The organism is Levilactobacillus tongjiangensis (assembly GCF_003946345.1).
Classification (GTDB): Bacteria; Bacillota; Bacilli; order Lactobacillales; family Lactobacillaceae; genus Levilactobacillus; species Levilactobacillus tongjiangensis.
In genome coordinates this window covers 15,564-35,436 of sequence record NZ_RHNY01000011.1, presented here as the reverse complement: position 1 = coordinate 35,436, position 19,873 = coordinate 15,564, and the positions used below count along the sequence as shown (strand labels likewise).

The window sequence follows — 19,873 nt, the reverse complement described above, 5'->3', positions numbered from 1 at the left end:
TTGATTCTATTATACACAGTAACGAATTGTCTTTGTCAACTGGTGCTGATGAAGGGATTTTCAGAGGTTCAATTCTCTTTCGAATTGGACCTCTTTTCTGTATTTTGCTTTTGAATTCGATTTGGATTCGGTAACTGAAGTTTTTTCAATTTCGGTAAACGTAAGCTGTGTGCTTTATTAGTTTGATCTTACGGATGAAAAGAAGGAACTCGTAATCTGGGTTCCGTAGTAGAAAAAGCGCAAGAACCCAGCAAGGATTCTTGCGCTTTTTGCGTACATCAGTCTTCGTTTAAGTCTTTATTAGCAGTTAGGATTCGCTGGGCAATTCCTTCATCGATGACTAGATCGGTCAACAACTTACCTCGCAAGGCGCCAAGTGCTGCGTGCGTCTTGAACTTGCTCTTGATGGCCCCAAACCGACGGGGGGTCGCCAGAACTTTGTCGAGCGAAATACCCATGACGGTGTCACGCTCAGGAATCAAGAAGTTTCCTTGAATGTCGTATGGTCGACCGAACAGCATGCCGGCAATTTGGCTGGGGTCAACGCCAGGGAAAAGTTCTGATTTATTCGTATTCCAAGTGGGAATTGAATCAATCGACGCAATTGTTCCGATACCACAGAAGAGGAGGTCCATCCGTGAGGCCAGCGTCATGGTCTGTTGAAGGGCGGGTTCCTGTGGCAAGAGGTCGTGAACCGTCTGATTCACCACGTACAGCGGTGCTGGCAGGACGTGGTAGTTGGCATCGAACCGGGAGGCGGCGTGTTCCACCATTCGGGTCGAACCAGTCCGTGAATTGTATTTCATATTTTCACCCACAAATTGGGTGAAAACCAGACCATCAACCAGTTCAGAATTGAAATGGTCGATGATGCTGTGCACGGTGCTCCCCCAGGTCAGGCCGACCACGTGGCTTTCAGCAATCAACAACTGAATTCGTTTGGCAGAGTACGCCACGATGTTATTGGCGTTGGCGTCGGAACTGCCATCGCCCTTGAGAATGGCAATGTGGGGAATATCAAAGAGTTTCTTGAATTCCGTTTCCAATTGAAAATTACGGGCCACTGGAGAATTCACGTGAATGGTCACGATTCCTGATTGCAGGGCCTCTTCAAGGTATTTGGTCACAAGATAGCGGCTTAAATTGTATTTACGAGAGAGTTCTGAAACGGCCAGGTTACTATAGTAGTAGTCCTGCGACACTTGAACGAGTAACTCCTCGTGGGTCATATTCTTGTCCATAATTAGGGTCCTCCGCTGGGTCAATCTTCTATTGTTAGTATACCATGTTCAGCCGGTAATCGACGGTCATTCCCGCCGGTAGTGCCGAGCTTGTGTGGTTTTGTGCGAGCCGGTGTGGTCGGTCCTACCGACTCCGAGCGGCATTGACGGACCACATGACTAACTTATTCTATTTAATTTTACCAAAAATATGATACTAATTGTGAATTATCCAAAGATAAACTTTTAAAATTTAAAAAATATCAATTAAATTTGCAATATTTAAAAAATGCGTGTAAGATAGCTTTTGTTAGCTAATAAGATAAAGTATTCACAAACTATTTGTTTACATACGCGAAAGGAATGAATGCATTGGATAAAGATGAAATTGTTGCCTTGCATGAAGAACATACGGGTGTTCTTGGGATGGAAGCCGAAATGGCTGTCAATAACAAGAGCGACTTAGGCAAAGCCTACACGCCCGGTGTTGCAACCATTTCAAAGGCCATTGAAGCCGATCCTAGTCTTAAAGACAAGATGACGTTGAGTGGGAAGTTGGTTGCGGTTGTGACTGATGGTTCCGCTGTCTTGGGTCTGGGTGACATTGGTCCTGCCGGTGGGTTACCCGTTGTTGAAGGCAAGTCATTGTTATACAAGGACTTAGCCGGCGTCAACGCCTTACCATTGGCCGTTAACCAAGTACCCGTTAAGGACTTCGTTAGCACGCTGAAGAACTTGTCCCTGTCATTTGCTGGGATTCACTTGGAAGATATCGCCGCACCCCGGTGTTTCGAAATCGAAGATGAATTGAAGCAAGTCTTAGACATTCCCGTTTACCACGATGATCAAGAGGGAACCGCCATCGTTGTCTTGGCCGGCTTGATCAACGCTGCTAAAGTGGTTGGCAAAGAGTTGAAGGACTTAAAGATCGTCTTGAACGGTGTCGGCGCCTCAGGTTTGGCCACTGCCAAGTTACTCTACGGTGTGGGGATCCACAACCTGACCTTAGTTGATATCAACGGGGTCGTTAAGCCTGATTCAACCAAGGACAACCGTTACCAAACGGCGTTTGCTAAGCAAGTTGGTAACGATGTTCAAGGCACGACCTTGGATGACGTTATCGACGGACAGGATGCCTTCATCGGATTATCCGATGCCGACCTCTTATCTGGTGACCAAGTTAAGCGGATGGCTGCTAAGCCAATCATCTTCGCCTTGGCCAACCCTAAGCCAGAAATTGATCCCGCCATTGCCCACGAAGCTGGTGCAGGTGTGGTTGCAACTGGTTCAGGTCAATATCCTAACCAAGTGAACAACATCCTGGTCTTCCCTGGTCTGTTCAAGGGCTTGCTCCAAAGCGGCTTGAAGACGGTTAACATGGATGTTGAAAAGATCGTTGCTGAAGCTTTGGCTCAGACGATTGCGACTCCAACGGCTGATAAAATCGTTCCTGGCGTCTTCGATGAAGGTGTCGTTGAGACGGTTACGAAAGCTATCATCGCGTCACAAAAATAAATACTCCTATATAGTAAAGGAAGTTACGACTCATGAATGTATTCTTAACCTCTATCCAAAGTGTTTTAGCCATTGTTTTGATGATTGCCGTTGGTTACTTCGGTCAATCAAAAGGGTGGTTTGATGAAAAGTTTTCCGGTTCCTTATCTAAATTGATCATGAAGATTTCATTGCCTGCTTCAATCTTCATGGCAATGATGAAGTTCTTTAAGCCTTCCGAGTTGGCCAACTTGTCAACCGGGGTCATCTACACGATCATGTCCATCCTGATCGGCTACATCGTCGCTTGGGTGGCTGTGCGGATGTTCCACGTGGCCCGCGGCCGGCGTGGACTGATGATGACGGCCATTAACGGTGCCAACACCGTCTTCATCGGGATGCCACTGAACGTTGCTTTGTTCGGTGAAGTATCCGTTCCTTACTTACTGACTTATTACATTGTTAACACGGTTATTATCTGGACCTTAGGGGTTTGGGTCATTGCCGGTGACGACCCAACCAACGATGGCAGCAAGGCCAGCTTTGATTGGCATCACTTGATTCCTACGCCACTCTGGGGGTTCATCATTGCCCTGCCTGTTATCTACATTCCAGGTTGGCAAAGTGGTTTAATGAAGATCACGTTTGCTACGACTGCTTTATCTGATATCGGTGCGTTGGTAACGCCATTATCCTTGATCTACATTGGGATTATGTTAAAGAGCTTTGGTATCTTAAACATGCGTTTCGACGGCAACGTTATCTGGACCTTACTGGGTCGGTTCGTAATTTCACCAATCATCATGGCGATTATCATCTTCGCTGGTCTTCACGTGGGTGTTCACATCAACAACGTGTTCCAACAAACGTTGATCATCCAAGCCGCTACGCCTTCATTGGCCGTTCTGCCAATCTTGGCTAACACGTACCATGGTGACGTGAAGTTTGCCACGAACATCGTGGTTTCAACCTCAGTCTTGTTCATCGTGGTGGTACCAATCATCATGGTTATTCAAAATATGTAATTGCTGTCTCTGATGGCTTAGAAAGTGGTGACGACTCATTAATAACGATGTGCAACTGCTGAATCTTAAGGATCATGAGGTCTTCCGTGAATGGAAAGAGTTCCTGGAATCCCTAGGTATCAGTAACTTCCAAGAAAATGAACTCGCACAGATCGATAGCACACTTGGCATGTACAATGATGCCGGTAGCTTGGTGGCAACCGGCTCAGTTGCTGGTAACGTCCTCAAGTACGTGGGGGTCTGCAACAAGTTTTCCGTTCACGGAAGTCATTTCAACACGATTATCTCGTCTCTGATGAACCTGTTGGCGCAAAATGACATCTTTCATGTGTTCGTCTTCACCAAACTAAAGTACTCTCAGAGTTTTCAACACATTGGCTTCAATGAGCTAGCCCATACGGACTTAGGCGCCATCCTGGAAACGGGGGACACCGACGTCAAGGACTATGTTCACCGGATTCCGCAACAGCCTAACCAAGCGGACCTACAGGTGGCCAGCATTGTGATGAACGCCAATCCGTTCACTCTAGGTCACCGCTACCTGGTTGAACAGGCAGCCGCGGCAAACGACTTGGTCTACGTCTTCGTCGTTAGTGACGATGTTTCCCTGTTCAGCACGACGGAACGGTTAGCCTTGGTTCAAGCTGGGACGGCCGATTTGAGCAACGTGATCGTGGTCAACGGTGGCCAGTACATGGTCAGTTACGTCACGTTCCCGGCGTACTTTTTGCCCACACCGGATGAAGCCATCACGTATCAAACGACGCTGGACGCGCGGATCTTTAAGAATGCCATCGCACCAGGATTGAACATCACGCAACGGTACTTGGGGAGCGAACCATTTTCCCGAACGACGGGGATCTACAATCAGGTTCTGCAGAAGGAATTGGCGCCAGCCATTACCGTGCACGTGGTTGATCGTAAGCAAGCCAGTGGCCAAGTCATCACGGCCACCCAGGTTCGCGAGGCGATTGCGCAAAATGAGATTGCGACGGTACAAGATTTCTTGCCCGTCACGACCTATCAATTTATCCAAAAACATCTAACCACCTTACAAGCCAGAATTCAGAAAGGAATGACTATTCATGGAAATTAAAAAGACTGCGATTGCCGGAACCCTTGAATCCTCCGACATTCAGTTAACGATTTCTAAGGCCGACAACGGAATCAGCATCGACCTGCAATCGGATGTTAAAAAAGTATTTGGGGATCAAATCGAATCAGTAATCAAAGACACGTTAGCTAAGCTAGACGTCAAAGACGCTAAGGTCAAAGCTGTCGACAAGGGTGCCTTGGACTGTGTCATCAAGGCCCGGACGATTGCCGCAATTCAACGTGCTGCTGAAACGACGGACACACCAGAATGGGAGGTACTCTAATGGCTGAAAATGAAGAACGTTTACGCCGAACCATGATGTTCGTGCCAGGGAATAACCCAGCGATGGTCAAGGATGCCGGGATCTACGGTGCCGACTCCATTATGTTTGACCTGGAAGACTCCGTTTCTTTGCCAGAAAAGGATGCCGCTCGGGTATTGGTCTACGAAGCTTTGCAAACGCAAGACTACGGTAACGCTGAACTGGTTGTCCGGGTCAACGGCCAAGATACGCCATTCTATGACAACGACGTGAAGGCAATGGTTAAGGCTGGCATCGATGTTATTCGTTTGCCTAAGGCTGAATCTCCAGAAATGGTTGAAAAGTTGGACCAAGACATTGCCGCTGCTGAAAAGCAATTTGGCCGTGAAGCTGGTTCGACGCACCTGATGGCCGCTATCGAAAGCGCCAAGGGTGTCCTCCGGGCTGCCGATATCGCCGCTTCTTCTGACCGGATGATTGGAATCGCGCTTTCTGCCGAAGACTACACGACCGACATGAAGACCCACCGTTACCCAGACGGTAAGGAACTTGAATTTGCTCGGAACATGGTCTTACACGCTGCCCGTGCTGCTGGTGTGGCCGCCTTCGATACGGTCTTCACGAACATGGACGATACGGAAGGCTTCTACCGTGAAACTGAATACATTCACCAACTTGGTTTCGACGGGAAGTCCCTGGTTAACCCACGTCAAATCCCAATGGTCAACAAGGTTTACGAACCAAAGGCCGCTGAAATTAAGAATGCTAAGAACGTAATCAACGCTATTCAAGAAGCTAAATTAAAGGGTTCCGGTGTTATCTCCATGAACGGTCAAATGGTTGACCGCCCCGTTGTACTCCGGGCACAACGGGTCATGAGCTTGGCCAAGGCTTCCAACTTAGTTGATGAGGAGGGTAATTATCTTGAAAAGTAAAGTAAATCGCGAATTACCAGATGATTTGATGAAGCAATTAAACTACCAGCCATTTGAAACGACTGAAATTGGTAACCCCGAAATCCAACGGGTTGCGCCTAAAGTTCACGTTTCAACGGGGGACGACAAGATCGTCGACTCCATCAAGAAGGTTGTTGATGAAACGCTTGAAGATGGCATGACCATCTCCTTCCATCACCACTTCCGTAACGGGGACTACGTCTTCAACAAGGTGATGCGGGTCATCATTGATGCCGGCATCAAGAACTTAACCTTGGCACCTTCCTCATTGACGGGTGTCATGAACGACATGGTCATTGAAGCCATCAAGGCTGGGACCATCACCAACATCACCAGTTCTGGGATGCGTGGTTCCCTCGGGGACTTCGTTTCTCACGGTGGTTTGAAGAACCCAGTTATCTTCCGTTCTCACGGAAACCGGGCCCGGTCCATCGAACACGGTGACATTAAGATTGACGTGGCCTTCTTAGGTGTCCCAAGTGCTGACCGATTAGGGAATGCCAACGGGATGAAGGGTGACGCTGTCTTTGGGTCATTGGGTTATGCCTTAATGGACGCCCAATACGCTGACAAAGTTGTCTTACTGACTGATAACATCGTGGATTACCCCAACACGCCAGCTTCTATCAAGCAAACGCAAGTTGACTACGTCGTCAAGGTCGACAAGGTAGGGGACCCCGACAAGATTGGTTCCGGTGCTACGCGTTTCACCAAGGATCCTAAGGAATTAAAGATTGCTTCCATGGTTAACGACGTTATCACCCATTCACCATACTTCAAAGATGGCTTCTCCTTCCAGACTGGTTCTGGTGGTGCCGCATTGGCCGTTACGCGTTACCTGCGTCAGGCAATGATCGACAACCAAATCAAGGCATCCTTTGCCTTGGGTGGGATTACGAAGCCAACGACCGACCTGTTAAATGAAGGCTTGGTCAAGAAGGTTATGGACGTCCAAGACTTTGACAAAGGTGCTGCGGACTCTATGCACACCAATGGCGATCAACAAGAAATCGATGCTTCTTGGTACGCTGACCCTGACAACAAGGGTGCCATGGTTGACCAATTAGACGTCGTTATCTTGAGTGCCTTAGAAATTGACACCAAGTTCAACGTCAACGTCATGACTGGTTCTGACGGTGTGATCCGTGGGGCCATTGGTGGTCACCAGGACGCCGCTACTGGTAAATTGACGATCATCTCCGCACCACTGGTTCGGGGCCGGATTGCTACGGTCGTTCCTGACGTTACCACGGTGGTTACACCTGGTGATTCAGTTGATGTCTTAGTTACTGAATTTGGGATTGCTATCAACCCTAAGCGGACAGACTTACTGGACGCTTTGAGCAACATTCCTGGGTTACCAGTCTACAAGATTGAAGACCTACAAAAGATGGCTGAAAAGCGCGTTGGTACGCCAAAGCCATTGGAATACACTGACCGGACGGTTGCCTTGATCGAATACCGTGACGGGACTGTGATCGATTCCATCAAGCAAGTTAAGGATTAAGCTTTTTCCTACGACAGCTCAATAAATGTGAGGCCACTCAATCAGGTTTGGGTGGCCTTACTTATTCACAAGTGCTAATCTGGTTAGGGTCAAAGACCTTCTTGGTCGTTGATGCGCTGCCTTACCGGCCATAAAATATGGGCTGGAACGGTGCCGACACAACTTTGAGCCTCGAAAGTACCAGGTCTTAAAGCTTGGTCTTGTTCTAAGCCCCGGAAAGTCACCGGGACTAAGAACAACGAGGCGCCTGAGCCCATATTTTGTGGCCTCACGGCTGGACTGACGGTAAATCACCTGGTTGAACTATTAACCAACTTGCTGGTTGGTAGTTCAGTAGCTGTGCCGTTATATACAAGTCATTATGACGGTAGCCACAATTGCTACTATTCTAGTGATGATTAGTTACTAACTATCCCGGTAATTGTCAGTGTTTTAACGCCCAGAATGTTGATTGAACGACGTTGGTTCTCACGTTCATGGACGGTTATTCGTTAACAACTAGTGTAACCGTAGGGTGGTCGGGATGGGGGCTGCTGTGTCGGTGGTGTTGCTCGGGGGATTCCCGAGCTTACAGCACGGGACGTGTTTGGAAACGCGCGGGTTTAGCGTGGTTTCAAACCGAGCCGGAGGACCGTACCTCAGGCCGCAGGCGGTCCCCACAGCAGTCCCCATCCCGGCCACTCGAAGGTGGCATTGACCCACTAAAAATAAAGTATTTCAAAATCTAAGGAGGAATCAACATGTCCACGTTGTTTGATAAGGGGCAGGACCTGACCATCGCCGACGTCCTAGCCAATAAGGACCGGCGAGTGGCCTTTCAGCAGGAAGCCCTCGCTAAGCACCCAGAAGAGACGCTGGTCGCAGTGAAACTCAACATTCCTGGACCCATCAAGAACAATCAGGGGATTCAGGACCTGTTTACGGTGGGCATCGAGCGGCTCGCGGCAGCATTTAAGCAGGCTGGTATCACGACGACTGAGCTGGCTCAGTGGCATACTGCTGCGGGTAACGAGTTATTCTTGACGACGCCCATGGTAGCTCAAACCGTCAAGCAGGTTGCCGTGGCGTTTGAAGACGAGGACGACCTGGGCCGGATCTTTGACGTGGATGTGTTGCTGGCGGGGAGTGGTACCTCCTTGTCACGGACCGAGTTAGGCTCCGCCGTTCGTCGGTGTTTTATTTGCAACCGGCCCGCTAAAGAGTGTGCGCGGTCACGGCGTCATTCTGTGGCGGAGTTGCAAAATCACATTGATCAGGTCTACCAAACAATCATTAGAAAGTAGGAGAAGTCATGGAAACCACGAACCAGTCAGCCACTATTGCGAACGATGCTTTGCGAGCCCTGCTCTTTGAAGTGAGCGTGACGCCTAAGCCCGGTTTAGTTGATCCCGCTTCACAGGGGCCCCATCCGGATATGACGGTCTTCACGTTCATCGACAGCGCACTGAGTCTGCGAACCTACTTTGAACAGTGTGCGGCGGCTGGGACGACGTTTGACGATGCCAACCTGCCGGCATTATTCGCGCAGTTACGGCCAATTGGAATCGCAGCTGAACGCGCTATGTTTCAGGCAACTAACGGGGTAAATACGCACAAAGGTGCCGTCTTTTCCTTGGGAATCTTGGTGGCGGCTAGCGCATACAGTGAACGGCTGGGCCTAGACCTGGAAACGACCATTAAAGGCATGCTCAAGGGCCTTACGACCAATGATTTTGCTCACGTGGGTGATAAGCCAGAAGCAGACTTAACAGCTGGAGAACGGCTGTATCTGCGTTACGGCATCACGGGCATTCGCGGTGAAGCCGAACAGGGTTATCCCACGGTCTTTGCCCACGCCTTGCCAGCGTTGCGGCAGAGTTCAGGAACCGCCAATCAACGGTTGCTGGATACCCTAATGGCAATCGTGGCCAATAGTGTGGATACTAACTTGGTCAAACGTTCCGGTGGTGATAGCCATGTGGTGGCGTGGGCTCACGAACAGGCCAACGCTTATCTGGCCGCCGGAGGCAGCAAGACGCCAACGGGATGGGAAAAATTACTGGAACTGAACCGGGTCTTTGACGACCGTAACCTGAGCCTGGGCGGGTCGGCCGATCTGCTGATCTTAACCATCTTTTTGGGCCTCCGCGAAGGTGTCCTGACCAATGACAGTTTTAACTTTTAGGTGAAAACAGGCCGGCGGGCGATTAGTTAGTGAGCAGTGACCTTTAGGATTAAGCAAAGTGAGCTACCTGCTGGTATACGCTTCCGCATAAATTTACAGTTGGTGAAGGGGGGGAGACAAAGTCTTGCCCCCCTTTTGTTCTCTGAACGTTTATAGTCGTAACGTGCGACAAGCGGCAGTCTTACGCGTCATTCCGTGGCTTAGTCTGGATTGACAAGGTATCAGGAAAAGTGGATTATATAATTATTGGTTAATGAGCGTTGATTGTTAATCGAATATTTGTTTTAGGGGAGATTGTAGAATGCGGTTTAAAGGTTTACGGGTGGCGGTTATGACGGCCGCCGTGTTTGTTGCGGGGATTCTGGGAACGGCTCAAGCACAGGCGAAGAGCAGACCCATCATCGATATCACCGATAGCGCTCGGTTGACGACGACCACGGCGCAGTTGGGCTACCACTTTGCGGGTCTTAAGGTTAGCAAGCAAGGCCAAGTGGGATTGATACTCACACAAAAGCGGTCTAACTGGCACTTTACGTATGTCATCGGCCGGTCTAAGGGTGTGAAATGGCTCGGCGTTGATTTTACGATTAAACAGGGGAAAAAGCAGGTTTATCATAAGACCACGGGTTGGACAGCTGCAGATTATGGCGACATGGTGACGCCAACGACGACCGCTCAAGGGACGGTTGGTGTGTTAGCCGATAGTAACCGGTACAATTACTACGGTCACGCGGACCGGCAGACGTTGCTGGATTCCCATTTAGAAGCTGCGGGGAACGTGGCGTTAGTCACGCGCAAGCTGTTGGGGCAGCAACCCTTACATAAACGGCTGCAACGGGCCCAGAAGAAGGGGCAGGTTCTGTACGTGTTACCGAACGAGACGGCGCAAGCCTACCGGACTGCTAAACGGGCGTTGGCAACACTTGCCAAACACCGGCATGATTCTAAGACGGACATGCGGCTATATTTGCAAGCTAAGCGGCAATTTAATAAGAGTCTGGCCAGCGTCGAATAAACCACAAAAAATAGGCTTTGCACCAGCACCCCCGCAACAGGGGGACTGGCGCAAAGCCTATTTTTAATCAGTTGGTGTAATTTTCTTTAGCCCAACGCTGCCAGTTCCGGGATAGAGACTCATGCGTTGCGCCCGGTATGACCAATCACCGTGATTGAAGCCGGTTCGGTCAACGTCGTAGACGATTTGATTCGTTTTACGGTCGACCTCGACGAATTCACTGCGTTTCCCCTTGCTAGCATAACCGAAACCAATCAGGGTATTTCCCTTACCGACGGCGTAGCTACTCCCAACGATGTTAGTGAAGTTCCGCTTACCCAGTGATTTCCCAAAGCTCCAGGTCTGGTGGACTGTTCGGTGGCGTTGGTTGATTGAAACGATTTCACCAGCCGACCACTGTTTGGATTGTGTGGTTTTGCCACGAGTGACAGGCACATTATTGTTGTAGAATTCAAGCGCCAGTGTGTTCCCCTGATGCGTATCTTTGTGGATGAGGCTGACGGCATGCTGCCCGCCGTTATAGCGATAGTGCTTGGACCTCGGTTGCAAAAGGTAGTGGTGATAGCTCTTCGGCAACTTGTCCGGTGCGGCGAGAATCCACTTCAGCTTGGTGGTCTTGTAGTTGATGGCAAAAATCATATCCTGGTTACGGCCAGATACGATGAGCTCGTCGCGTTTTCGATCATAGACCATGGAGTTTTGATGGAACCAATCGATTTTACCATCTGGCCGGTGGGTGCCGTCGAATTGCGTATAGGCTGACTTGGGCAGCATGCGTTTCAGGTCGATGACCTTAACGATTTTCGCCGTCTTATAGTTGATTTCAACCATCGTGTCCTCGACGTACTTGCTACTCCCGTCGTCCACCGTTAATAACAGGTTATGGTTCGGCAGTTCGATAGCGTCGTGGTGAATAACCGTGTTTGTGGCCAACTTCGAGTGGTCCTTTCGGGTAGGGAAGAGACCGCTGAAATTATACTGGCGGTAGACGCGACCATAGAAGTCCGTTTCCCGCAGGGCGTTGTACTTGTGTTCACTGGCTGAAATCTTGGTCAGAATCAGTAGGTGATTGTTACTGAGGCGTTTAAAGACGTGTGAAATCGGTGCGGTGCTGTACCAGCGCACCTGTCCGTTGGCGTCTAATCCGTAAGTGGTGCCCTGACTGCTGACAGCAAAGGTCAGACGTTGATTGCCTTTGCCCAACGCCATTTTTTGCGGCTTGCTGGTTTTGAGCGTGTTTTTGCCAATGTCCTTGGGCGTGCCATGCGTGGTCATGGTGTAGGATTTGTCGCCGTTTTCTTTTGTAAACTGAAGCGTCACCCGGTTGGTCCGGTTGACGTAGAGTCCCAAAACCCCGACTGAATGGGTGGTGTGATAACCCTTGAGGTGTTTGGTAATGGTTGTTGCCGGGGTGTCGCCGTGGACGGTCACCTTAACCTTGGTGGCCGCCTGGGTCTTTACTAGAATCAGACCACTCAGCGGTGAGGTCTTGTAAGGATTGACGATGACCTTAGCGTTGGCTGAACCCGGCTTTAAGTCGTTGAGTTGTGACTTGTAGGCTGCACTGAGCCGGTTGGTGGCGGTGGTGTGTTTCGTGGAAAGTGCTGGTCGTAGATTGAGCTTGATCTGGTTCTCCGAGAGAATATTCTTTCGGTGGTAATGCTGGTGGACCAGCAGGAGACGCCGAACGTTATGGCGTTTGTGGTAGGCCGTTGCGCCACCGATAATGATTAGGGCCAAAATGACGCCCAGACTGATTTTCCAAGATTTTTTCATAATATGTAACAAACTCCTTCAAATGATTAACACTAGGACCCTTTAACTTACTTCTGTCATTTTAGCAATTATATTTTTGAATGACAACCGGCCCAGGGCCGGGAAAGGTCGGTACAGGTGCGACACTCTGGGGGATGTGCGTGATGGAATTTTCAGTTGGCAGTATGCAGTAAGAAGTGTAGACTAATTAAAACATGGTGGGTAAATTAATTGGGGAAATGAATTTAGCCATCATTGGAGGAGGACGTTATGGATTCAGAAGATCGCAAAAGATTTAAAGCTGGTGCTCGAAAATTAATTGCTGACCACCGTAGTTTTTATCTATTAAATGGCATTTTAATGGTGGCCCTATTCATCTTGGGAGATTGGGTAACCAAGACTTACTCGTTGGACGTGGAACCGTCAATGCGCGATGAGTTGATGAGCACTGTGCTCTACCTGGTAGCGGGGATGCTGAATGCCGGTGTGAGTATCACCATGATCGATATTGACCGGGGAAAGGTTGATTTCGACAAGCCCGTTGAACGGTCATTTGCTCTGTTTGATAAGTCTCAGTATTTCTGGGGCTGGGTCGGTATTGGCATTATCAGTACAATTTTGGTTGTACTCTGGTCATTGCTCTTGATTGTACCGGGAATCATCAAAGCCTTCTCGTACTCGCAGGCGTTCTATATTTACCGGGATGCCGTTGATCGCGGTGAAGATATTCGTTTGATTGATGCGATTACCCGCTCACGGGAGTTGATGAACGGTGAAAAGGGTTTCATGTTATTGATGGCCCTGAGTTTTCTGCTGTGGTTCTTTTTCGGCGCGATTACGTATGGGTTGGCTAACCTGTTCATTCTGCCATATTTCTGGCAAACGCAGGCTAAGTTCTACAACCAACTGCTACTGAAGCAAAAGAAACAAGAATCTGCGGCGGGGTTTAGACCGTAAGCCTAAATAATCTGAGACGCCACGAGTTGGCGCCTTTTTCTATTTCTAAGGAACTTTTTGGCGGATAACCAAATTTGTTTGCAGAATTGGTCTATCGAGCCAAGGTTGATCGAAAGTTAGCTTAAGCTGGTGGAAAATATGTAGCCAGTCGTGCCAAGAAGGGCAGCAAATGAAACGCTTTCTGATGAAGTGGCGGGGATTAGCTGAGTGGCTCCTTGAAAGGTGGTAGTTAACGGGTGTCCGGTGGCACTGGTAAGTGCCTAAAGCTACCGATGGTGTTAAATACTTCTTGTCAAAATGAGTGTACTAGGTATAATAGTACACGTAGAACACATCGCCAGACACCAAGGGGTGAAAATATGCAAATGAAGGATCAATCGGGTTTGCCGTACTACGAGCAGCTCGTCTTACACGTCAAACAACAGATTGTCCAAGGCATTCTGCAGCCGGGGGATCGGCTACCGTCTGTCCGTGACATGGCGCGGCAAGAACAGCTGAATCCGAATACGGTCAGCAAGGCCTATAAGCAATTGGAGTCTCAGCAGGTCATCACCACCGTCCACGGTAAAGGAACTTATGTCCGTGAAACTACCGAACAACCGGGGGATAGTGCCCAGGTGGTGGCAACGAAAAAACAACTGTTGACCCTACTGACGGAAATCCGTTACCTGGGCGTCCCACTTGAAGAAGTGGTGACTTGGATCAAGGCAGCATACGAGGGGGAAAAGAACCAGTGACCTTACAAGTAAAGCAATTAAGCAAACAAATTGATAAGCGACCAATCATTGAAGACATTAGCTTTGAGTGGGCGCCTGGTGAAATTATCGGGCTGGTTGGTCGGAACGGTGTGGGGAAGACCACGCTTTTTCGAACGATGATGAATCATTACGTGGCTAACGGTGGCGAAGTCCTAGTTGATGGAACGAGCACGCTCGCCAAACCAGCGTTGCAACAACGCCTCTTCTTTCTGGACACGCAATACAACTTTTTAAACAACTACCGGTTATGGGAGTTACCAGACTTTTTCAAACTAGTTTATGGCAAGTTTGATCAGGAACGCTACATGCAGCTGTTGGCTGACTTTAAGCTCAACCGCAACAGCCAGTATCGGCGTTTGTCTAAGGGGATGCGCGCCCTGGTCAACATGATTCTGGCCCTGTCATCGAACGCCACCTATATCATTTTGGATGAACCATTTGATGGGATGGACGTTATTGTGCGTGAAAACATTGCGACCATGATTATTGATGAAGTGGCCGATCAGGAGAAGGGTTTCTTGATTTCGTCCCATGACCTCAACGAGTTGGATGGGCTTAGTGATCGGGTACTGTTGTTAAAGGATGCCAAATTACTTCATGATTATAACTTGGAGGACGTCCGGTCGAAGGCTAAGAAACTTCAATTAGTCTTTAATGGCAAGGAGATTCCGGCGGTGCTGAAGGCACACAGTCAAGTGATTCGGGCCTCTGGTCGCGTTTTAGTCGTGGTGATCACGGACTATACACCAGAGATCGACCAAGAATTGCGAGCACTGCACCCCGTCTTGTTTGAAGAATTACCGTTGACGTTAGAGGACCTGTTCCGTGCTAACTTGGCACACGATACGGGTTACCAATTAATTAAGTAGGGGGGACGGATTCATATGTTAACGACTCAATTAGATCGACTCATTTGGCGCCGTCACCGGAAACTATTTGCGACGATGGCTGTGCTAGCGGTCCTGATCTGTGTTTCCATGACGTTTGCCACTATTTCAGGTTTGAGGTACGTGGATACGACCCAAATCGTGGATGTTAGTATCCGCCGTTGGCAGGTCTATTCGGATGACCAGTTTGTGGCCTATACCACATTTTTCCACTTTATGTTCTTAGGTATCGGGGCCGCCTTCATGAATCAGGACTTGAAGGATAACTTCAATCAGTTCTTGTTTAGTAGTGGTTTTTCACGCAAACAGGTCTACTGGGCCAAGTTACGGATCGTTTTGGCCGTGCTGGTAGGTATCGTCATTGTGGTGACTGGGTTGCAGTACCTGACTTACTGGGTTGCAGCACCAGCAGGGATGGGCTTTCAGCTGGCTTGGCCAGGATTGCTTACTTCCTGGGCCTATGGGCTGATGATGTCCTTTGGCCTCTTCTCTATCGGTTGGTTTGCCGCTTTGATCATGGGTCAAACGGGCACGATGATTCTGACTTTGCTCGGCTTTACAATTTCTTTAGCTGGATTAGACACAATCTATGATAATATGTTACACGGAGGTCCGTTTCACTTGAACGGTTCACAACGCGATTGGACAATCATCTTGACGCTCTTGATTTTTGCCATCGTGTTGGTTATCTGGGGTGCGTACCTCTATAACCGGTCGTCCTTGGAGCATAATGGGGAGTACCTTTTGTTCCCAGGGCTGAAGCTGCCGGTGTACATCGTGTTCGTGGTCTACGTAACGGGGTTAAGTCTCTTTAACCAAGCGGACTTCAATACGGTTCTAATCACCTTTGTCGTGACTGTCGTCTTCGGGTATATTTGGCTCTGGCGGCCACGCATTGGTGAAGCTTGGCATCAATGGCGTCAACATCAATAAAGACTTATTTTGGCTAGAGAGTAGGAATTAAAATTGATTTTAGGTGTCGTAGCGGCTTGGGGAAGCGCAGCCGATACCAAGGGGAGCACGGTTACGTGGGGAACGTAGCTGTGACGATAAACAGGCACCACAACGAATTTCGTTGCGGTGCCTGTTTTTGTTTTCCCTTGAAAGTTAAAATACTGGGGTGCCGGTTTGCCGTCACGTGCCGGCCGGAGCGTGACTACGGTTGTCGCTAATTTTAACTGATGCAGTTTGTGGTGTTGTGGAAATTAATTCAGTGGAATGAAATTTGGATGTGGTAGTGAAGCTACTGAGTGATAAGCTATAATTTCACTCGACTGTGACGTTGATATTGCTAACTCGAACTTTAGGTGGTTCACAACATATTCAGTTTTTTGTTACTCTTCGCGTAAAACCTGCCGCAGCGGTTTACCCTTGGCTAGCTCATCAACTAGTTTATCCAGGTAGCGAATGCGTTGCATGGTGGGGGCGGCAATGGTTTCGACACGCACGCCACAGATAGTGCCCGTGATTTCACTAGCCCGGGGGTTCAGCCGTGGCATTTGGGTGAAAAAGTCTTGAACACTGATGGTCGTCGCAAGTTGCTGCTCAAGCATGGTGTGATCGTAGCCAGTTAACCAAGTGATTGCCTGGTTAAGTTCAGCTGTTGATCGTCCCTTTTTGGCTAGTTTTTGTTGATAGAGGGGGTAGATCTTGGCGAAGGGCATGCTGTAGATTCTGGGTTCTGTCATTGTCAGGATTCCTTTCTAGCTGTGGGTACGGTACCAGTCGTAAATGGCTTGTGCGTTTTGTTGAGGCAGGTAGCGAAGGCGAATGGCTTGGTTACCATTGCCCCGGCGGACGTTGACTGTCAGGTGGGCGAGGTGCGTATGCTTCATCCAAATAGACTGAGACAGACGAACCGACTGAACATTACGCAGTGGGACATAGGTTTGGTCTAGGGTGAAAAGGTGGCCCGTTTGGAGAATTAATAGGTCGTGTTGGAGCCGACTGCCGCCCGTGTGGCGTGCCGCAAACCGGCCGGCTGCCACCGCGATGATTAACCAGATGGGGAAAAGCCACCAGCCAATTGTCGGCCAGAGCCAGGCAATCAGAAGGGCTGGAAGCAAAATAATTAGTACGGCATTACGAATCTGGTACCACGTTCGGCTGACCTGTAATTCTGTCAGATTAGGAGCTTGGGTAGGGAGCCAGTCGACAAATGGGTGAATGGTATCGCGCGCTACCCGTTCATTGATCACCGGTAAAATGGTGAGGTCGTTGTCGTCATCCTTAGCCGCTGCTTTGGAGGCGAGTAGAACTTGGACCGTTTGGAGGTGTAGCCCCCGACGAAGCGGGTTTTGTTTGAAACGCAGGGCTTGGATGCGGTCCAACGGGGCACTGATGGTATTTCGCTGAAGGAGCCCCTTAGCGGTGTGAAGCTGATCGCCGTCGCGAGTTAGGGTGAAGCGATAGTAGTGCAAAAGCGTACCCACGAAGGCCACTAGCCAGGTCAACCCGATGATGATAATCAGGCTACCGATTAGGAATAAGATGGCGAGATGACTGGCTTCGTTGACGAGCAGGTTGGTCCAAGAATGGGGCAGCTTATCGTAAAGTCCTAGTAAGACCAGTAAAAATGGCAAAAAAATCAGGGAAGTCAGTGAAAATTTAATCAGGTCGGCTAAGCTGATTTGGTAGTGTGCTGGAGGAACGCCGACCGGGACGTCTTCGATGACGTCTGGGGTCGATGGGTCACTGACTGGTGCTGCTTGACGCAGTCGATTGATTTCTTGCGCCACCGTTAAAGGAACGGCGGCCAGGCGGGCCTCTGGTTTGCCCTCCTCGTGGCTAGCCGTTTCAATTTGAACTTCCTCTAGATGAAATGGTTGGAGGTAAAACCATTGCTTACGCTGGAGGGTCTGAATCCGAGCGTAGGGGATATGTTCGTGGTGCCGAACTAAGATACCGGAGTGAATGATGAGGGCGTCGGGGGTCACGGCATAAGTTAGCGTTACCCACTTCAGAATTGGCCAAATCAGAAATACAAACAGCATTAGCCAAAGTCCGCCCCAAAGGATGATACGGGGGACCCCGTTCTGCGCTAGTAGAATCACAAAAAGGTACCAATAGTCTTTGATTGAGGTCGCAATGTGTTGAATCAGTCCTAAAATGTTAGTTCGTCTAGGCGTTGTCATGGCGGGCCTCCTGTGCGAGCCGCATGATTTGTTCCCGGAGTTGTTCGGCTTCAGCTAATTCTAGTCCCTCAATATTGTGGTTGGTCGAGGCGGTTGCAATTGAAACCGCCGTCAACTTTTGCCACTGGAGGAGGGGACCAGCCTTTAACGTGACGTTTTGTACGCGGGCAATTGGAATCGCCACCCGTTTTTGAAAGATGAAGCCGGCCTGCATTTCGACGGCTAAATCTGATATTTGGTAGCGCGTAAAGCGATAGCGGTATGGAATCAGTCCCGCCTCGATGAGCGGTTCGGCAAGGGTGATGATGAGGCCAACGATGGTGATCCAAAGGGGCCAGTCCCAGTACCGGTAGGTCAACCACAGTAGGGCGGTGATAACCACGAGCGCGGCGCAGCTCCCCAGTGCGCTGAGCCCCCAGATCAGCTTGATGCGGGGTGGTAGATGGTGGGTCGTTGATGTCATAGATGAAACTCCTCTCCTGAGTTATTTCCAGTGTAGCAACTGACCGTAGCCCTGACAAGTTGAACCCTAGTGACCGCCTTGACGAGCACCGTAGATGGACTCATGGCGGGACTAATTGTTGAACTCAAAGCAAATTGATGCGGATGGCAAATGACTTGAGACAGAGAAGACCGTAACTCTGTTCAAAGTTAGCCTGGCTGCCAAGGGAAAGAGAAATTTTTTTTCTGAAGTGGATTAATGGCAAGCACGATTAGTTAACCGACCGGCGTGATTAAAATAAAAATTAAAAAATTGACAAGCCATGGCGTCTGCAGAGTGTAACGGTTAACCTCAACCTAATTATACTGAATGGTGATTGACGGATACTTTTTGGCCCCGTATAATACCTAACAACAACCAAATAGTCCTTTTAACTTAGTCCCGTGAGGCTAACAAAGGTTCGGTGGAAGTATGCCCTTGGCATGCACCTAGCGGCCTGAATCCTTGCGGAATTTGGCCGCTTTTTTCATGGCCAATTGGTTGAAAGACAAACGATGGAGGAGTTTTATACATGGCACAGATTTATGTAGCAAGTCCGTTCTTTAGTCCCGAACAGGTCGACCGGGTGAAACGCTTGGAGGCCGCTTTGGAAGCCAATCCGACGGTGACAGATTTTTATTCACCCCGGTTGCATCAAGATGCTGAGCATGAACAGTTCACGAAGCCGTGGGCCACAGAAATTTTCCACCGCGATATGGGGCAAATTGCTGCAGCGGACGTGATTGTGACGGTCATTGACTTCGAGGCAAAGAACTTAGACTCCGGCACGGCCTACGAATTGGGCGTTGCTACGATGAGCGATAAACCAATCCTAGCCCTGCAGGAAAAGAACGAAGCGGTCAACCTGATGATTACCGAAAGCATGCACTGGTATACCAAGAACGTTGCCGACTTTGAGACGTATGATTTTAATCAGATGACCCCTGGTGAATTCGTCGGTGAAATCCTTTAATTAAACGTGCTTGCCTTGCCGGGTTCGCAACATGGACTGGAACGGCGCCGGCACAACTTTAAGCCTCACTAAAAGGCGTGAGTCTTAAAGCTTAGCCTTGTTTTAAGTCTCGGTAAAGATCACCGCGATTTAGAACAACGAGGCGCCTGAGCCCATGTTGCGAACCCTCTCGGCAGGACGTTTGATATG

The 19,873-nt window shown here is 49.3% G+C and carries 19 protein-coding genes; 14 read left to right on the top strand and 5 right to left on the bottom strand.

Going from position 1 to position 19,873, the window contains the following annotated elements; translation table 11 throughout:
- Nucleotides 1-278: 278 nt before the first annotated feature.
- Complete coding sequence (locus EKM75_RS07895) at nt 279-1,241, bottom strand: sugar-binding transcriptional regulator (protein WP_125693533.1); 963 nt, start codon at nt 1,239-1,241, stop codon at nt 279-281.
- A gap of 342 nt (nt 1,242-1,583) precedes the next feature.
- Here EKM75_RS07895 and EKM75_RS07890 point away from each other — a divergent pair, with 342 nt between their 5' ends.
- From EKM75_RS07890 to EKM75_RS07850, 9 genes are all read left to right on the top strand, one after another.
- The gene (locus EKM75_RS07890) at nt 1,584-2,735 is read left to right on the top strand and encodes an NAD(P)-dependent malic enzyme (RefSeq protein ID WP_125693531.1); all 1,152 of its coding nucleotides are present in this window, start codon (nt 1,584-1,586) and stop codon (nt 2,733-2,735) included.
- A gap of 32 nt (nt 2,736-2,767) precedes the next feature.
- A complete protein-coding gene (locus tag EKM75_RS07885; protein WP_125693529.1) occupies nt 2,768-3,739 on the top strand; it encodes an AEC family transporter in 972 nt (323 codons plus the stop codon).
- A gap of 49 nt (nt 3,740-3,788) precedes the next feature.
- Nucleotides 3,789-4,835 carry a [citrate (pro-3S)-lyase] ligase gene (gene citC, locus EKM75_RS07880; RefSeq protein ID WP_225426682.1) on the top strand — a complete coding sequence of 349 codons (1,047 nt, stop codon included), beginning with the start codon at nt 3,789-3,791 and terminating at the stop codon, nt 4,833-4,835.
- Complete coding sequence (gene citD / locus EKM75_RS07875; protein ID WP_125684446.1) at nt 4,825-5,118, top strand: citrate lyase acyl carrier protein; 294 nt, start codon at nt 4,825-4,827, stop codon at nt 5,116-5,118. The genes citC and citD overlap by 11 nt, the downstream gene beginning before the upstream one ends.
- Nucleotides 5,118-6,032 carry a citrate (pro-3S)-lyase subunit beta gene (gene citE / locus EKM75_RS07870; protein WP_125693525.1) on the top strand — a complete coding sequence of 305 codons (915 nt, stop codon included), beginning with the start codon at nt 5,118-5,120 and terminating at the stop codon, nt 6,030-6,032. Before citD ends, citE begins: the two co-directional genes overlap by 1 nt.
- Nucleotides 6,022-7,560: a citrate lyase subunit alpha gene (gene citF / locus EKM75_RS07865; RefSeq protein ID WP_125693523.1), complete on the top strand. Its 1,539-nt coding sequence runs from the start codon at nt 6,022-6,024 to the stop codon at nt 7,558-7,560. The genes citE and citF overlap by 11 nt, the downstream gene beginning before the upstream one ends.
- 740 nt (nt 7,561-8,300) lie before the next feature.
- A complete protein-coding gene (gene citX / locus EKM75_RS07860) occupies nt 8,301-8,843 on the top strand; it encodes a citrate lyase holo-[acyl-carrier protein] synthase (protein WP_125693521.1) in 543 nt (180 codons plus the stop codon).
- An 8-nt stretch (nt 8,844-8,851) separates the two neighbouring features.
- Nucleotides 8,852-9,724, top strand: coding sequence for a triphosphoribosyl-dephospho-CoA synthase CitG (gene citG / locus EKM75_RS07855; RefSeq protein WP_125693519.1), 873 nt, complete (start codon nt 8,852-8,854; stop codon nt 9,722-9,724).
- Between the two features lie 301 nt (nt 9,725-10,025).
- Nucleotides 10,026-10,739 carry a hypothetical protein gene (locus tag EKM75_RS07850; protein WP_125693517.1) on the top strand — a complete coding sequence of 238 codons (714 nt, stop codon included), beginning with the start codon at nt 10,026-10,028 and terminating at the stop codon, nt 10,737-10,739.
- A 63-nt stretch (nt 10,740-10,802) separates the two neighbouring features.
- Here the strand turns inward: EKM75_RS07850 and EKM75_RS07845 are convergent, their stop codons facing one another.
- On the bottom strand, nt 10,803-12,515 hold the full coding sequence (locus EKM75_RS07845) for an aryl-sulfate sulfotransferase (protein WP_125693515.1): 1,713 nt from the start codon (nt 12,513-12,515) through the stop codon (nt 10,803-10,805).
- A 249-nt stretch (nt 12,516-12,764) separates the two neighbouring features.
- On the opposite strand from EKM75_RS07845, the gene EKM75_RS07840 reads away from it, so the two are divergent.
- From EKM75_RS07840 to EKM75_RS07825, 4 genes are all read left to right on the top strand, one after another.
- Nucleotides 12,765-13,451 (top strand): DUF975 family protein, encoded by a 687-nt coding sequence (locus tag EKM75_RS07840; protein ID WP_125693513.1) that lies wholly within the window; start codon nt 12,765-12,767, stop codon nt 13,449-13,451.
- Between the two features lie 359 nt (nt 13,452-13,810).
- The gene (locus EKM75_RS07835) at nt 13,811-14,188 is read left to right on the top strand and encodes a GntR family transcriptional regulator (protein ID WP_125693511.1); all 378 of its coding nucleotides are present in this window, start codon (nt 13,811-13,813) and stop codon (nt 14,186-14,188) included.
- Nucleotides 14,185-15,078 (top strand): ATP-binding cassette domain-containing protein, encoded by an 894-nt coding sequence (locus EKM75_RS07830; protein ID WP_125693509.1) that lies wholly within the window; start codon nt 14,185-14,187, stop codon nt 15,076-15,078. The genes EKM75_RS07835 and EKM75_RS07830 overlap by 4 nt, the downstream gene beginning before the upstream one ends.
- A gap of 15 nt (nt 15,079-15,093) precedes the next feature.
- Complete coding sequence (locus tag EKM75_RS07825) at nt 15,094-16,029, top strand: ABC transporter permease (RefSeq protein WP_125693507.1); 936 nt, start codon at nt 15,094-15,096, stop codon at nt 16,027-16,029.
- A gap of 401 nt (nt 16,030-16,430) precedes the next feature.
- Here the strand turns inward: EKM75_RS07825 and EKM75_RS07820 are convergent, their stop codons facing one another.
- From EKM75_RS07820 to EKM75_RS07810, 3 genes are read right to left on the bottom strand one after another with little or no spacing between them, the layout of a single operon-like run.
- Nucleotides 16,431-16,784, bottom strand: coding sequence for a DUF2200 domain-containing protein (locus EKM75_RS07820; RefSeq protein ID WP_125693505.1), 354 nt, complete (start codon nt 16,782-16,784; stop codon nt 16,431-16,433).
- A 15-nt stretch (nt 16,785-16,799) separates the two neighbouring features.
- A complete protein-coding gene (locus EKM75_RS07815; protein ID WP_125693503.1) occupies nt 16,800-18,230 on the bottom strand; it encodes a PH domain-containing protein in 1,431 nt (476 codons plus the stop codon).
- Nucleotides 18,217-18,693 (bottom strand): PH domain-containing protein, encoded by a 477-nt coding sequence (locus tag EKM75_RS07810; RefSeq protein WP_125693501.1) that lies wholly within the window; start codon nt 18,691-18,693, stop codon nt 18,217-18,219. Before EKM75_RS07810 ends, EKM75_RS07815 begins: the two co-directional genes overlap by 14 nt.
- Before the next feature lie 550 nt (nt 18,694-19,243).
- Between EKM75_RS07810 and EKM75_RS07805 the strand changes: the two genes are divergently transcribed.
- Nucleotides 19,244-19,684 carry a nucleoside 2-deoxyribosyltransferase gene (locus tag EKM75_RS07805; RefSeq protein ID WP_125693499.1) on the top strand — a complete coding sequence of 147 codons (441 nt, stop codon included), beginning with the start codon at nt 19,244-19,246 and terminating at the stop codon, nt 19,682-19,684.
- The last annotated feature ends 189 nt before the right edge of the window (nt 19,685-19,873 follow it).

Coding starts and splice junctions, on each gene's coding strand:
- EKM75_RS07895 (WP_125693533.1), bottom strand. CDS start 1,241: ATGGACAAGAATATGACCCACGAGGAGTTACTCGTTCAAGTGTCGCAG.
- EKM75_RS07890 (WP_125693531.1), top strand. CDS start 1,584: ATGAATGCATTGGATAAAGATGAAATTGTTGCCTTGCATGAAGAACAT.
- EKM75_RS07885 (WP_125693529.1), top strand. CDS start 2,768: ATGAATGTATTCTTAACCTCTATCCAAAGTGTTTTAGCCATTGTTTTG.
- citD (WP_125684446.1), top strand. CDS start 4,825: ATGGAAATTAAAAAGACTGCGATTGCCGGAACCCTTGAATCCTCCGAC.
- citE (WP_125693525.1), top strand. CDS start 5,118: ATGGCTGAAAATGAAGAACGTTTACGCCGAACCATGATGTTCGTGCCA.
- citX (WP_125693521.1), top strand. CDS start 8,301: ATGTCCACGTTGTTTGATAAGGGGCAGGACCTGACCATCGCCGACGTC.
- citG (WP_125693519.1), top strand. CDS start 8,852: ATGGAAACCACGAACCAGTCAGCCACTATTGCGAACGATGCTTTGCGA.
- EKM75_RS07850 (WP_125693517.1), top strand. CDS start 10,026: ATGCGGTTTAAAGGTTTACGGGTGGCGGTTATGACGGCCGCCGTGTTT.
- EKM75_RS07845 (WP_125693515.1), bottom strand. CDS start 12,515: ATGAAAAAATCTTGGAAAATCAGTCTGGGCGTCATTTTGGCCCTAATC.
- EKM75_RS07840 (WP_125693513.1), top strand. CDS start 12,765: ATGGATTCAGAAGATCGCAAAAGATTTAAAGCTGGTGCTCGAAAATTA.
- EKM75_RS07835 (WP_125693511.1), top strand. CDS start 13,811: ATGCAAATGAAGGATCAATCGGGTTTGCCGTACTACGAGCAGCTCGTC.
- EKM75_RS07825 (WP_125693507.1), top strand. CDS start 15,094: ATGTTAACGACTCAATTAGATCGACTCATTTGGCGCCGTCACCGGAAA.
- EKM75_RS07820 (WP_125693505.1), bottom strand. CDS start 16,784: ATGACAGAACCCAGAATCTACAGCATGCCCTTCGCCAAGATCTACCCC.
- EKM75_RS07815 (WP_125693503.1), bottom strand. CDS start 18,230: ATGACAACGCCTAGACGAACTAACATTTTAGGACTGATTCAACACATT.
- EKM75_RS07810 (WP_125693501.1), bottom strand. CDS start 18,693: ATGACATCAACGACCCACCATCTACCACCCCGCATCAAGCTGATCTGG.
- EKM75_RS07805 (WP_125693499.1), top strand. CDS start 19,244: ATGGCACAGATTTATGTAGCAAGTCCGTTCTTTAGTCCCGAACAGGTC.